12 protein-coding genes, 1 tRNA gene and 1 pseudogene are annotated in these 13,357 nt (G+C 69.4%); 10 read left to right on the forward strand and 4 right to left on the reverse strand.

Translation table 11 applies throughout. The features are described from left to right. Positions 1 to 550 (forward strand): oxidoreductase family protein (locus HCA44_RS02295; protein WP_169646933.1); only part of this gene is annotated, 550 nt, incomplete at its 5' end. A 120-nt stretch (positions 551 to 670) separates the two neighbouring features. On the opposite strand, the gene HCA44_RS02300 is transcribed toward HCA44_RS02295, so the two are convergent. Beyond that, positions 671 to 1,468 carry an acyl-ACP thioesterase domain-containing protein gene (locus HCA44_RS02300; protein WP_169646934.1) on the reverse strand — a complete coding sequence of 266 codons (798 nt, stop codon included), beginning with the start codon at positions 1,466 to 1,468 and terminating at the stop codon, positions 671 to 673. 154 nt (positions 1,469 to 1,622) lie between these two features. Here HCA44_RS02300 and HCA44_RS02305 point away from each other — a divergent pair, with 154 nt between their 5' ends. The 3 genes from HCA44_RS02305 (at position 1,623) to HCA44_RS02315 (ending at position 6,078) form a co-directional block, all read left to right on the forward strand. Next, a complete protein-coding gene (locus HCA44_RS02305) occupies positions 1,623 to 3,293 on the forward strand; it encodes an FAD-dependent oxidoreductase (protein WP_169646935.1) in 1,671 nt (556 codons plus the stop codon). Between the two features lie 29 nt (positions 3,294 to 3,322). Then, positions 3,323 to 4,282, forward strand: a complete 960-nt coding sequence (locus HCA44_RS02310; RefSeq protein ID WP_169646936.1) for an NADPH:quinone oxidoreductase family protein — start codon at positions 3,323 to 3,325, stop codon at positions 4,280 to 4,282. Positions 4,283 to 4,506: 224 nt separating this feature from the next. Beyond that, positions 4,507 to 6,078: a DHA2 family efflux MFS transporter permease subunit gene (locus HCA44_RS02315; protein WP_169646937.1), complete on the forward strand. Its 1,572-nt coding sequence runs from the start codon at positions 4,507 to 4,509 to the stop codon at positions 6,076 to 6,078. On the opposite strand, the gene HCA44_RS02320 is transcribed toward HCA44_RS02315, so the two are convergent. Continuing rightward, positions 6,075 to 7,052 carry an EamA family transporter gene (locus tag HCA44_RS02320; protein WP_169646938.1) on the reverse strand — a complete coding sequence of 326 codons (978 nt, stop codon included), beginning with the start codon at positions 7,050 to 7,052 and terminating at the stop codon, positions 6,075 to 6,077. The two genes, HCA44_RS02315 and HCA44_RS02320, sit on opposite strands and share 4 nt — an antisense overlap. On the opposite strand from HCA44_RS02320, the gene HCA44_RS02325 reads away from it, so the two are divergent. The 5 genes from HCA44_RS02325 (at position 7,051) to HCA44_RS02345 (ending at position 11,494) form a co-directional block, all read left to right on the forward strand. Continuing rightward, on the forward strand, positions 7,051 to 7,797 hold the full coding sequence (locus HCA44_RS02325; RefSeq protein ID WP_169646939.1) for a lytic murein transglycosylase: 747 nt from the start codon (positions 7,051 to 7,053) through the stop codon (positions 7,795 to 7,797). The genes HCA44_RS02320 and HCA44_RS02325 overlap by 2 nt on opposite strands. A gap of 181 nt (positions 7,798 to 7,978) precedes the next feature. Beyond that, complete coding sequence (gene eno / locus HCA44_RS02330) at positions 7,979 to 9,265, forward strand: phosphopyruvate hydratase (protein ID WP_169646940.1); 1,287 nt, start codon at positions 7,979 to 7,981, stop codon at positions 9,263 to 9,265. Positions 9,266 to 9,411: 146 nt separating this feature from the next. Next, a complete protein-coding gene (locus HCA44_RS20740; protein ID WP_346764541.1) occupies positions 9,412 to 9,984 on the forward strand; it encodes a septum formation initiator family protein in 573 nt (190 codons plus the stop codon). After that, positions 9,981 to 10,556, forward strand: coding sequence for a DUF501 domain-containing protein (locus HCA44_RS02340; protein ID WP_169646942.1), 576 nt, complete (start codon positions 9,981 to 9,983; stop codon positions 10,554 to 10,556). Before HCA44_RS20740 ends, HCA44_RS02340 begins: the two co-directional genes overlap by 4 nt. Continuing rightward, complete coding sequence (locus HCA44_RS02345; protein WP_169646943.1) at positions 10,553 to 11,494, forward strand: Ppx/GppA phosphatase family protein; 942 nt, start codon at positions 10,553 to 10,555, stop codon at positions 11,492 to 11,494. Before HCA44_RS02340 ends, HCA44_RS02345 begins: the two co-directional genes overlap by 4 nt. 15 nt (positions 11,495 to 11,509) lie before the next feature. On the opposite strand, the gene HCA44_RS02350 is transcribed toward HCA44_RS02345, so the two are convergent. Further along, the gene (locus tag HCA44_RS02350) at positions 11,510 to 11,710 is read right to left on the reverse strand and encodes a hypothetical protein (protein WP_169646944.1); all 201 of its coding nucleotides are present in this window, start codon (positions 11,708 to 11,710) and stop codon (positions 11,510 to 11,512) included. 232 nt (positions 11,711 to 11,942) lie between these two features. Between HCA44_RS02350 and HCA44_RS02355 the strand changes: the two genes are divergently transcribed. Beyond that, positions 11,943 to 12,016 (forward strand) — tRNA-Leu (locus HCA44_RS02355). A 221-nt stretch (positions 12,017 to 12,237) separates the two neighbouring features. Here HCA44_RS02355 and HCA44_RS02360 read toward each other — a convergent pair. Further along, positions 12,238 to 13,341: pseudogene (locus HCA44_RS02360) on the reverse strand (tyrosine-type recombinase/integrase); the annotation flags it as partial. Between the last annotated feature and the right edge of the window lie 16 nt (positions 13,342 to 13,357).

The following is a 13,357-nucleotide window of genomic DNA, read 5'->3' on the forward strand; positions in this document are numbered from 1 at the left end:
CGCGACCGACACCTTCGTCGACGGCCTCGGTGACCTGCTCGACGACCGCGACCGCGCGACCCTCGCCGAGTGCGTCGACGTCGCCTACGACTGGGCGCTCGCCCGCGCGTCGCGGTTCGCGCTCGTGCACGGCGACTACCGGCTCGACAATCTGCTGTTCCCGACGGTGAGGGACGCGGCGCCGCCCGACGCCCGACGCGTCGTCGCCGTCGACTGGCAGACGCTCAGCCTCGCGCTGCCCGCACGCGACCTCGCGTACGTCCTCGGCACGGGCCTCGCCGTCGCCGACCGGCGCGCATACGAACAGCAGCTGGTACGCGCGTACCACGATGCGCTGCTGCGCTTCGGCGTCGCCGGATACACCCTCGACGACTGCTGGGACGACTACCGGTTCGCGATGCTGCAGGGCCCGCTCGTGTCGGTCTTCGGGTGCGCGTACGGCACCCGCAGCCCGCGCGGTGACCGCATGTTCGCGGCGATGGTCACGCGGGCGTGTGCCGCGATCCGCGACCTCGGCACACTCGATGCGGTGCGCGGCGAAAGCCCCTGAACAACAACCTGAGGGCGTCGTGACCGCCCCAGCAACTTCAGGCGTCGTGACCGCCCCAGCAACTTCAGCGCGTCGTGACCGCCCCAGCAACCTCAGCGCGTCGTGACCGCCGCAGCAACCTCAGCGCGTCGTGACCGCCGCGACGGCCCGCACGGTGTCGCCGACCATGAACCACGTCGTGAGCGACGAGTCGGTGTGCACGGTGCGCAACACGAGTTCGTCGCTCGAGGTGACGGGGGACAGGTACTCGACGACCGCGCGGTGCGGCACGGTCGCGAGGTGCGCCGACTCGGGTTCGGCGAGGAGTTCCTCGACGGCATGCCAGTACGCGGCGTTGTTGACGTGGTCGAAGGGGTCGATGTCGGTGCGGCGCAGCGGGAAGTGCCGCACCGACGCGTCGGCGGGCGGCGTCTTCGGCAGCCACTGCTTCCACTTGAGCCGGTGCTCGTCGGTGGATCTCGTGAGCCCGGCGAGGAATCCGTCCGACATGCGGGTCGGCATGCCCGTCTCGCCGCTGATGTTGATCCAGAATCCCGAGGTCTCGAGGAGTGCACCCGACTCGCTCGTGATCTGCACGCGCATGTCCGCCCACCTCGTCGAGAACCCGCTGCACCATCGGCGCAATGCGACCCGCTCGGTACCGGTGGTGGGCCGCACGACGTCGATGACGGTGCGCCGCACGATCCAGTAGGGGTGGGTGTCGAGGGCGTCGATCGCCTCGAGGTTGTCGTTTCCGATGTCCTGGAGGTAGCGCGCGACGCCGTCGAAGCGCAGTCGGCTCGACGCGTCGACGTCGCCGGTGCGGATGGGCCACGACGTGTCGAAGTACCGCGCATCCGGAAAGCGAGCCGGGTCGGGCGGCTCGGGAAGTGCGCACGCGAGTGGGTCCGGCGTCGGCGTCGCGAGGTTCGTGGTCACGGCCGTCGATTCTCGCACCTTCGGCGCGGCCCGTCGATCCGTGCACGCTTGTCTACGGAGACACGAATCACTAGAGTCGTAGTAACTGTTACCGAATGTCACACACAGAGTGTGGCCGCCCCTCGGGCGAGCGACGGCTTGTGAGGAACGACCGATGGCTTACGTGATCACCCAGGCGTGCTGCAACGACGCGAGCTGCGTGTCGGCGTGCCCCGTCAACTGCATCCACCCCACGCCCGAAGAGCGTCAGTTCGCGCAGACCGAGATGCTGCACATCGACCCGCAGACGTGCATCGACTGCGGTGCCTGCGTCGACGCGTGCCCGGTCGACGCGATCTTCCCCGAGGACAAACTGTTCGGCTCGCTCGAACGGTACAAGGAGATCAACGCCGAGTACTACGAGACGAACCCGATGCCCGAGACGTGGGCCCCGCTCGTGCCCGAGACGCCGCCGCGCCGCGACCTCGGCACCCTGCGTGTCGCGATCGTCGGCGCCGGTCCCGCCGCCTGCTACGCCGCAGGCGAACTGCTCGAGCGCTCCGACATCGAGGTCGAGATGTTCGAGCGGCTGCCCACGCCCTGGGGCCTCGTGCGTGCGGGCGTCGCACCCGACCATCCGGGCACCAAGGAGGTCACGCGCATGTTCGAGTGGAGTCTCGACCGCGCGAACTTCGCTCTGCACCTCGGCGTCGAGGTCGGCACCCACATCACGCACGACGAACTTCTCGCCAACCACCACGCCGTGATCTACGCCGTCGGCGCCTCCTCCGATCGCCGCCTGAACGTGCCCGGCGAGGATCTGCCCGGTTCGCACGCCGCCACCGAATTCGTCTCGTGGTACAACGGCCACCCCGACTACGCCTCCCGCACGTTCGACCTGAGCGGAAAGCGCGCCGTCATCGTCGGCAACGGCAACGTCGCGCTCGACGTCGCCCGCATCCTGACCATGAACGTCGACGAACTCGCGGCCACCGACATCGCCGACCATGCACTCGACGCGCTGCGCCGCAGCAACATCGAAGAGGTCGTGCTGCTCGGCCGCCGCGGTCCCGCGCAGGCCGCGTACTCGAACCCCGAGTTCCTCGCACTGGGCGATCTCGACGGCGTCGACGTCGTGATCGATCCGGTCGAGCTCGAACTCGACCCGTCGAGCGCGGCGCTCCTCGACGACCCCGCCGTCGCGATGAAGATGCAGCTCGCCCGCGAATACGCTGCACGCCCCCCGCGCCCCGGACACAAGCGCATCGTGTTCCGGTACCTCGCTTCTCCCACCGAGATCACGCCCACCGAGGGCGCCGAACGGGTCGGTGGCGTCGAGATCGTGCACAACGAACTCGTCGACGTGGACGGCGTCGCACGCGCACAGGCCACCGATCGCCACGAACACCTCGACGCGTCGCTCGTGCTGCGGTCGATCGGCTACCGCGGCCGTCCGGTGCCGGGGGTCGCCTTCGACGACGCGAAGGGCGTGCTGCCGAACGAGGGCGGACGCGTCGGCGAGCGGATCTACGCGACCGGCTGGATCAAGCGCGGCCCCAGCGGCGTCATCGGCACGAACAAGGCGTGCGCGAAGGAGACCGTCGGGGCGCTGCTCGACGACTTCGAGTCGGGCTCGCTGCGGCGCACCGTCGGGACCCGCAAGGACGTCGCGAGGCTGCTCCGTCACCGCAGGCCCGAGCAGATCGGCTTCGACGGATGGCGCGCGATCGACGCCGCGGAGGTCTCGCGCGGGCAGGGCAGCGGCCGGCCTCGCGTCAAGTTCACCGACACCTCGGAGATGCTCGCGGTCGCGGGCAAACGCAAGCGGCGGCTCTTCGCACGATGAGCGGCGGTGCGCCGTCTATGCTCGCCGGTATGCGTGCTGCTGTCGTCACCGAACTGTCCGGTCCCTCCGCCACGATCGTGCGTGACGTCGACGAACCCACCGCCGACGGCATGGTGGTGCTCGACGTCAAGGCGAGCGGTGTGTGCTTCCCGGATCTGCTGATGACACACGGCAAGTACCAGATCCGGCCCGAGCCGCCGTTCGTGCCGGGGACGGAGGTGGCCGGTGTCGTGCTGTCGGCACCCGACGGCAGCGGGATCGAGCCGGGTGCACGCGTGCTCGCGTTCGCGGGTCTGGGCGGTTATGCCGAGCGCGTCGCCGTCGCGCCCGAGATGGTGCTGCCGATTCCGGATTCGCTGGGTTTCGCCGAGGCGGCGTCGCTGATCATCAACTACCAGACGATGGAGTTCGCGCTGGCGCGGCGCGCACGCCTCCAGCCCGGCGAGACGGTCGTCGTGCTCGGCGCCGCGGGCGGGATCGGCACCTCGAGCATCCAGCTCGCGAAGGCACACGGCGCGCGGGTGATCGCGGTCGTGCGCCGCGAAGGCGTCGACGACTTCCTGCGTGACCTCGGTGCCGACGAGGTCGTGCGGCTCGCGGACGGCTGGGGTGCGCGGGTGCGTGAGCTGACCGAGGGCGGCGCGCATGTCGTCGTCGACCCGGTCGGCGGCGACACCTTCGACGAAGCCGTGCGTGTGCTCGCGCCCGAGGGCCGGCTCGTCGTGATCGGGTTCGCCGGCGGCGGGATCCCCGAGCTCAAGCTCAACCGGGTGCTCTTCCGCAACATCAGCATCGTCGGTGCCGCGTGGGGCGAGTTCCTTCGCAGTCGTCCCGAGGCGTACCGCGAGGTGCACGAGGCCCTGCTGCGGCACGTCGAGAACGGCCTGGAACCGCTCGTGCGGGCGCGCTACGCGCTCGAGGACGCCCCGCGTGCGCTGGCCGACCTCGAAGCGGGCGAGGTGCTCGGCAAAGCGGTTCTCGTTCAGTAGTGACGTACGACACGTGAAAGTGCCGGGCATTCCGGTCTTTTCGGACGAATATCGGTAGCACGGCTAATTGAAGTCCGAATGAGCTGTGCGAGTGCGCAATTCGTTTGCGCAACGACGGTCGCGGCGGGCATATTCGATGTCGGTGCGGCGTTCTCTGCCGACCTGCCTTGCCGGGTTCTGTCCTGACCCGGCCCGACTCTCGTTCCCTCAGGAGAAGTTCCCCGATGAGTTCGTCGAACACCCCTGGCTCCGCGCCGTCCAGCGACGCACCACCGCCCTCGTCGGGTAGCGCCGGATCCAGTTCCGACAAGCTCGACGCCACGGTCCTGCGGATCGCGTCCGTCGTCGTACTCGGTGCCATCATGTCGATCCTCGACATGACCGTGGTCAACGTCGCGCTGCCGACCTTCCAGCACGAGTTCCAGACCAACTATGCCAATGTCGCGTGGACCATGACGGGCTACACGCTCGCGCTGGCCACCGTCATCCCGCTGACCGGGTGGGCTGCCGATCGGTTCGGCACCAAACGCCTCTACCTCACGGCACTCGTGTTGTTCGTGCTCGGTTCGGTGCTGTGCAGCTTCGCGTGGGACATCACGTCGCTCATCGCGTTCCGTGTCCTGCAAGGCCTCGGTGGCGGCATGCTCATGCCGCTGGGCATGACGATCATGACGCGCGCCGCGGGACCCGAACGTGTCGGCCGTGTCATGGCGGTCCTCGGCATTCCGATGCTGCTCGGGCCTATCGGTGGCCCGATCCTCGGTGGCTGGCTCATCGAGATCGCGTCGTGGCACTGGATCTTCCTGATCAACCTGCCGATCGGCATCGTCGCGCTGATCGCGGCGCTCCTGATCCTGCCGTCCGATTCGCCGTCGCCTTCGGAGTCGTTCGACTTCGTCGGCATGTTGCTGCTCTCGCCCGGCCTCGCGCTGTTCCTGTTCGGCGTGTCCTCGGTGCCGGAAACCGGCACGGTGCTGTCGGCACGCGTTCTCGTCACCGCGATCGCGGGCCTCGTACTGGTGGCGGTGTTCGTGTGGCACGCGTTGCGTGCGTCGCACCCGCTGATCGACCTGCACTTGTTCCGCAACCGCAATCTCACCGTCGCGGTCGTCACGTCCACGCTGTTCGTCATCGCGTTCATGGGCTCGGCGCTGCTGTTCCCCACCTACTTCCTGCAGGTGCGCAGCGAGACCACGCTCGGCGCGGGCCTGCTGCTCGCACCACAGGGCATCGGTGCGATGGTCACGATGCCCATCGCGGGCAGGCTCGTCGACAAGATCGGTCCCGGCAAGATCGTCATGACCGGTGTCGTGATCATCGCCGCGACGATGGCGGTGTTCACACAGGTCGGCCCGCACACGTCGTACGGCATCCTGTTGCCCGCGCTGTTCGTGATGGGGCTCGGCATGGGCTGCACGATGATGCCGATCATGACCGCCGCGTTGCAGACGCTCACCGACCACAACATCGCGCGCGGCTCGACGCTCATGAACATCGTGCAGCAGGTGTCGGCGTCGATCGGTACGGCGCTCATGTCGGTCGTCCTGACGAACCAGCTGCAATCGCGCGAACTCGCAGGTCCCGCGGTGGCGGCGCAGCAGTCGCCCGAGATCGCGCAGCAACTCGGACCCGACGCCGTGTCGGCGGGTCTCGCGCAAGCGGCCGACGCCTTCGGCTCGACCTTCGTGCTCTCGGTCGTGCTGATCGTGGTGACGATCGTTCCCGCGTTCTTCCTGCCACGGCGCCGGCCCGCCACGCCGGTCGGCGACACTGCAGCCCCCGTCGCGATGCACTAGCCGCCGTCTGCGCGGCCCCCGTCACCGGGCGGCCGCGCAGACGCGCCGCGGTCGGTGAGCACCGAACCCACGCCTGCGCACACGACGAGCGCGATCGCGACGAGTGCGCCCGCCGCGAGGGTCTGGCCGAGAACGACGGCGCCTGCGAGCGCGGCCACCGCGGGATCGAGCGCGATCAGGACGGCGAACACCTTCTTGTGCAACACGCGCAGGGCTCGCAGTTCGAGCGAGTAGGGGATCACCGACGACAGCAGGGCCGCGAGCGCACCGAGTGCGAGCACCGTCGGGTCGAGCAGATCGTCGCCGCCCGCCGCGAGCCCGAACGGTGCGGTGAGCACCGCGGCCACCACGCTCGCACCCGCGAGGCCGTCCGAACTCGGCAGTGTCGCCGCGATATTCGAGCCCGCCACGATGTATCCGGCCCACGCCGCGGCCGCGACGAGCGCGCATGCGACGCCGACCCAATCCCATGCGCCGTCCGCGTGGTCGCCGTAGACCCCCAGCAGGCTCACGCCGCCGAGCGCCGCGAGCACCCACACGCCGTCCCACCACCGGCGCGCGAGCGAGGCCGCGAGCACGAGCGGTCCCAGGAACTCGATCGTGACCGCGGTGCCCAACGGCAGTCGCGCGAGAGCCTCGTAGAACGCGCCGTTCATCACCGCGAGCGCGATACCGAGCGCGACGACACCCCGGCGCTGCCGCGTGTTCCAGGCGCGCACGCGCGGCCGGACGAGGACCACGAGGATCAGCGCCGCGATCGACAACCGCAGGAACACCGCGCCGCCCGGGGCCACATGCTCGAACAGGCGGCCCGCGAATCCCGCACCGAACTGCACCGACACGACCCCGCCCAGGACCTGCAGGGTGGGAACCGCCTGCGCGCGTGTCCCTCGGCTGCTCACGAGTGCAGTGTCGCCCACGGCCTGCCTGCGCGCGCGGCGGTTGCGGGAGCCGCTCGTGGATGATGGAAACATGCGCCCGCCTCCCCGAGCCCGCGCCGTGCGCGCGCTCGCCGCCGCGGCCGTTGCCTGTGCGACTGCGCTCGCGGGTTGTTCGTTCGATCCGACACCGCGGCCGCACATTCCGGACGGTGTTCCGCCCGGCCCGGGCGCGCCGACCCCTCTCATCGACCTCGATGCGCCGCTGCGCAGTGCCGACCAACTCGCCGGGTGGGCCGCCGAGCGCAGCGACGAGTTGTCGATCGGCACGACCGCGCTCGAGGCGTACGGGTACGCGGCCGCGGTGCTCGCACGCAGCAGGCCCGGCTGCGGCATCGGATGGACGACCCTTGCCGGAATCGGGAGCGTCGAGAGCAGGCACGGCACCCACGGCGGGTCGTCGGTCGCGCCCGAGGGGCTCGTGTCGCCGCCCATCCGTGGCGTGCCGCTCGACGGCACGCCGGGCGTCGCGGAGATCCCCGACACCGACGGCGGCGCGATGGACGGCGACATCGAGTTCGATCGCGCGATGGGACCGATGCAGTTCATCCCCGAGACGTGGCGACAGTGGGGTGTCGACGCGAACGGCGACGGCATCGCCGACCCGGACAGCATCGACGACGCGACGCTCACCGCGGCTCTGTACCTGTGCGAGCGCGGCGGCGACCTCACGACCGCCGACGGGTGGTACTCGGCCCTCATGGCCTACAACCTGTCCGGCTCGTACCTGCGGCTCGTACGTGACCGCGCGGCCGCGTACTCGGTGGGTGTGGCGCCGTGACGACGGTCGGGTCGCGTCCGGGGTGACAGGGCGCGCCCTCTGCACCGCGGAGAAGGCTCCCGTTAGGCTGTCCCCTGCACGACCGACACCGGTCGTCTGTGCCACCGGGCACGGCCACCACGGCCGGCAATGCGAGGCGCGAACAAGCCGAGGCGTCAGTCCACAAAAGGAGAATCAGCAAGTGGCCATCATTGAGCAGGTCGGAGCGCGCGAGATCCTCGATTCGCGTGGCAACCCCACCGTCGAGGTCGAGGTGCTGCTCGACGACGGAAGCTTCGCGCGCGCGGACGTGCCGTCCGGCGCCTCCACGGGCGAGCACGAGGCGGTCGAACTGCGTGACGGCGGCTCGCGCTACGGCGGCAAGGGCGTCGAGAAGGCCGTCGAGGCCGTGCTCGACGAGATCGCGCCGGCGATCATCGGCCTGGATGCCACCGAGCAGCGCACTGTCGACCAGACTCTCCTCGACACCGACGGCACACCCGACAAGTCCCGTCTCGGCGCCAACGCCCTGCTGGGTGCGTCGCTCGCGGTCGCGAAGGGCGCGGCGGAGTCGTCCGGCCTCGAGCTGTTCCGTTACCTCGGTGGCCCGAACGCACACATCCTGCCGGTCCCGATGATGAACATCCTCAACGGCGGCGCGCACGCCGACACGGGTGTCGACGTCCAGGAGTTCATGGTCGCCCCGATCGGTGCCTCGACGTTCAAGGAGTCGCTGCGCTGGGGTGCCGAGGTCTACCACTCGCTCAAGGCCGTCCTCAAGCAGAAGGGCCTGTCCACCGGCCTCGGCGACGAGGGCGGTTTCGCCCCCGACGTCGCGGGCACCAAGGCCGCGCTCGACGTCATCGGCGAGGCCGTCGAGAAGACCGGCCTGAAGCTCGGCACCGACGTCGCGCTCGCACTCGACGTCGCCGCCACCGAGTTCTACACCGCGGGCTCGGGCTACGCGTTCGAGGGCAAGGTGCGCACCGCCGCCGAGATGGAGGCCTTCTACACCGAGCTGCTCGGCCAGTACCCGCTCGTGTCGATCGAGGATCCGCTGAGCGAGGACGACTGGGACGGCTGGGTCGCGCTCACCGAGCAGATCGGCAACAAGGTCCAGCTCGTCGGCGACGACCTGTTCGTCACCAATCCCGAGCGGCTCGAGGACGGCATCGTCAAGGGTGCCGCCAACGCCCTGCTCGTCAAGGTCAACCAGATCGGCACGCTCACCGAGACGCTCGATGCCGTCGACCTCGCGCACCGCAGCGGGTACCGCACGATGATGAGCCACCGCTCGGGCGAGACCGAGGACACCACGATCGCCGACCTCGCGGTTGCGGTCGGCTCGGGCCAGATCAAGACCGGTGCGCCCGCACGCAGCGAGCGTGTCGCCAAGTACAACCAGCTGCTGCGCATCGAGGAGAACCTCGGCGACGCCGCACGCTATGCGGGAGAGGTCGCCTTCCCGCGCTTCGCGTTCGAGAGCTGATCCGACAGTGAGGTGATTCCCGAGTGGCCACGCGTGGCAGACCCGGTCCGGGACCGGGTGGGCGAGGTGGTGGACGCGACCGTCCCGGTCGGCGTCGCACCGACGCCGACACGAGCACCGGTCGCCGTTCGTCGCGGCCGGCGGACGTGTCTGCTCGGGGTCGCACGGGCAAGTCCGACACCGGCTCGGGCACGGTCCTTCCGGGCCGTGCCCGGCCGCGGCGGGTGGGCGGCGGTCGTGGCCGTGCGCCCATCCCCGAACGCACGATCCTCGGGCTGTCGACGGGGCGTGCGCTGATCCTCGCGGTGGTCGTCCTCGTGCTGGCGCTCACCCTCGCGGTGCCGCTGCGTACCTATCTCACTCAGCGCAGCGACCTCGAGCGCGTCGCCACCGAGCGTGCGCAACTCGAACGTGAGCTCGACGAGTTGCGCAAGCTCGAGGAGAAGTACACCGATCCCGCCTACATCGACACCCAGGCGCGTCAGCGGCTTCGCTTCGTGCGCCCGGGGGAGACGCCGTACCAGGTGCAGTTGCCGGGCGACTATCGCGAACCCGAGCCGGTCGCGGCCGAGGAGAGCCGATCGCCCGGGCCCTGGTATTCGGATCTGTGGCAGTCCGTGGCACGGCCCGACGCGAGCACCGAGCCGCCACCTCCACCACCGATGCCGCTCGAACCTGCGGAACCGGAAGACCGAGAACAAGGAGAACCCACCGGGTGACCGAACCGACCGTGCCCGAGGGCGGCCCGTCCGCCGACGATCTCGAGGTCGTGGCGCGTCAGCTGGGCCGCGAACCGCGAGGCGTCCTCGCGATCGCGTACCGCACGCCCGACGGCGCTCCCGCAGTCGTCAAGACCGCGCCGCGCCTGCCGGACGGCACGCCGTTCCCGACGCTCTACTACCTCACCGACCTGCGGCTCACCGCCGAGGCGAGCAGGCAGGAGTCGGCGGGCGTCATGCGTGAGATGACCGAACGACTCGGCAGCGACGCCGAACTCGCGCGTGCCTACCGTGCGGCGCACGAGTCGTTCCTCGCCGAGCGCGACGCGATCGAGTCGCTCGGCACCGACTTCTCCGGCGGCGGCATGCCCGACCGCGTCAAGTGCCTGCATGTGCTCATCGCGCATTCGCTCGCGAAGGGCCCCGGCGTCAACCCGCTCGGCGACGAAGCGGTCGCGCTCGCGGCACGCGCGGACGGTGGCAAACTGCGCGGCACCGCGATTCCGGCCGACTGGCCCGGTGCGGACGGTGCTGTGAGCGACAGTGCCGACGGGGCGGGGGGAGACGAATGACGAGGGTCGCGGCGATCGACTGCGGAACCAACTCGATCAGGCTGCTCGTCGCCGACCGCACCGACGGCGCACTGAGCGACGTGCGCCGCGAGATGCGGATCGTGCGGCTCGGTCAGGGTGTCGACGCGACCGGCGCGTTCGCACCCGAAGCGATCGAGCGCACCCGGGTCGCGCTCGAAGAGTACGCGGCGATCATCGCGGACACCGGCGCCGGCGCGGTGCGCATGGTCGCGACGTCCGCAACGCGCGACGCGTCGAACCGGGACGAATTCTTCGCGATGACCCGCGACGTGCTGGGGCGCGTGATCCCGGGCGCGGAGGCCGAGGTCATCACCGGCGACGAGGAAGCGCGGCTGTCGTTCGCGGGCGCCGTCGGCGAGCTCGCCGCGTCCGAGGCGCCGTTCGTCGTGGTCGATCTCGGCGGCGGCTCCACCGAGCTGGTCGCAGGCACGAACGACGGCGTCGACGCCGCGTTCTCGGCCGACATCGGATGTGTGCGCGTCACCGAGCGTGCGCTGCCGAGCGACCCGCCGACCGCCGACGAGGTGGATGCGGCTCGCGCGTTCACGCGCGAGCGCCTCGACATCGCCTTCGAACGCGTCCCCACGGAGTCCGTTCGCACGTGGGTGGGCGTGGCCGGCACGTTCACCACCCTCGCGGCGGTGGCCGACGACCTGCCGGAGTACGACCCCGAGCGGGTGCACCTGTCGCGGGTGTCGCTGACACGGCTGCGTCAGGTGTGCGACGACCTCGTCGCGATGCCGCGTGCCGAGCGGGCCGCGCTGGGGCCGATGCACCCGGGGCGGGTCGACGTGATCGGCGGCGGCGCGATCGTCGCGTCGGTGCTGGCCGACGAACTGGAGTCACGCGCGGGCATCACCGAATTGGTGGTCAGCGAGCACGACATCCTCGACGGAATCGCGCTGTCGATCGCGTGAGAGGGGCGCGCCTCGTCAGCGGGGCGCGCAGGCCGGACACAGGTCGACGAGCGAGTCGGTCCACCACCCGTACACGTCGCGCAGCAGCAAGCGGACCACCTCGACCGCACGGTCGGTGGTGCCGACGTGTACGGCGGTGCGGTGCACGTGGCCGCACTTGTTGCAGAATGCGATGACGTCGAGTTCGTCGACGCTCGCGTCCAGCAGGTTTCTCATCCTCACCCCTGCGGTTCCGGTTGTTGTCACAAATCCCCAACCTTGTGCGCCAATTACAGAGTGTTTGCTGGTTACTCGCCAGTTCGATTCAGTGTCGTGCGACGAACGGTCGGTTTCGTGCGACGAGTGGTGGTTTCACCAGGTCTTTGGTGGAACGTTCAACCAGTGTGGCTTCCTGGACGAGCGACCATTCAGCTACCGGATAGGCTGTTCGACGCGGCGCCGGGCGACGGCCCCCATAGCCCAATTGGCAGAGGCAGCGGACTTAAAATCCGCCCAGTGTCGGTTCGAGCCCGACTGGGGGCACAGGCAGAAGACGCGCTACCTGCACCGATAGCGCCCGCGACTGTAGCGGTACCTTGCGGATCCGGCCCAGTGGTCACCGAATGGTCACGCGGAGCCGCGGCGCGGCTCGATCGAGGGACGAGAGCCGCGGTTGCCGCGGCCGCCTGCGCGCCCACACCTTCGAGTAGGTGTGAGTACGTGTCGGAGGTGATCGCGATCGTCGAATGCCCAAGGGTCTTCGACACCACGGCCATCGGCACGCCCGCGGCAAGCATCAGGCTTGCGCGCCCGTGACGTAGATCGTGTAGCCGCACCTTCCTCAGGCCGGCCTCGTTGGTGAGGCGTGCGAACAGATCCGTGACGGCCTGCGGCGACAACGGTGTCCCGTCCTCCCGTGCGAAGACGAGCCCGTGATCGTTGTAGGCCTCGCCCCAGTTCTCTCGCTCATCCTGCTGTCGCAGTTGGTGGGCCAGTAGCGTTCCTGCGGTTGTTCCGTCCAAGTCGACAACCCTGTTTTCGCCTGACGCCGTCTTAGGGGCGCCGAACGCGATTCGGTGATGCTCGGCGCCGCAGTACGGACACTGGATTCCGTGGATGCCGTCGACGATCTGCTGGCGCACGACGATGCGACTGCGCTCGAAGTCGACGTCCTCCCAGCGCAGGCCGCAGGCCTCGCCGCGCCGCAGGCCTGTCATGGCCATGAGTTCGAAGAGTGTGCCGAGTCGGTTGTTCGATGCGTGGTCGAGGAACGTCCCGAGTTCGTGCGCTTCCCACGGGTGGACCTGCGGCCGTACTGCGCGAGGGAGCTCGAGGTTCTCGGCGGGGTTTACCGAAATGAGGTGCTTCCGCTTCGCCGAGGTCAGGGCGCTACGCAGCGTCGCGTGCACACGGCGAATTGTGGAAGGCGACAGGTGGTTGCGCTGACCGATGTCTCGAAGCATGCGTTCGATCTGTTGCGGGCGGAGGTCGCCGAGCCTGGTTCGACCGAGGTGCGGATTGATGTAGTGGTCGATGTGCTGCCGGTAGGACTTGAGGGTGGTGGGCCGTGTCCCGGTGTTCTCTTTCGCTTCGAGCCACGTCGCGAGGTAGGCGGCGACTGTCTGGCGTTCATCGTGCGCGACCTGGCCGGTGCCGACCTCGTGGAGGAACGTCGTCAGTGCCGCCTCGGCTTCGTCGCTGGTTCGGAAGCCTGAGCGGCGAACCTGCCGGCGCTTTCCCGTCGCTGGATCTGCGCCCATGTCAGCGACGAAAACCCAAGATCCGTGCGGCTTTCGGCAGGTCTTTCGCCGCCCCTTAGCGTCGCGTTCGACCGGGCACTTGCATCTCTTGAGAACTGAGCCTTTCATTCCATCGTTCCTTCTC

Source organism: Rhodococcus sp. HNM0569 (assembly GCF_012726205.1).
Classification (GTDB): domain Bacteria; phylum Actinomycetota; class Actinomycetes; order Mycobacteriales; family Mycobacteriaceae; genus Rhodococcus_F.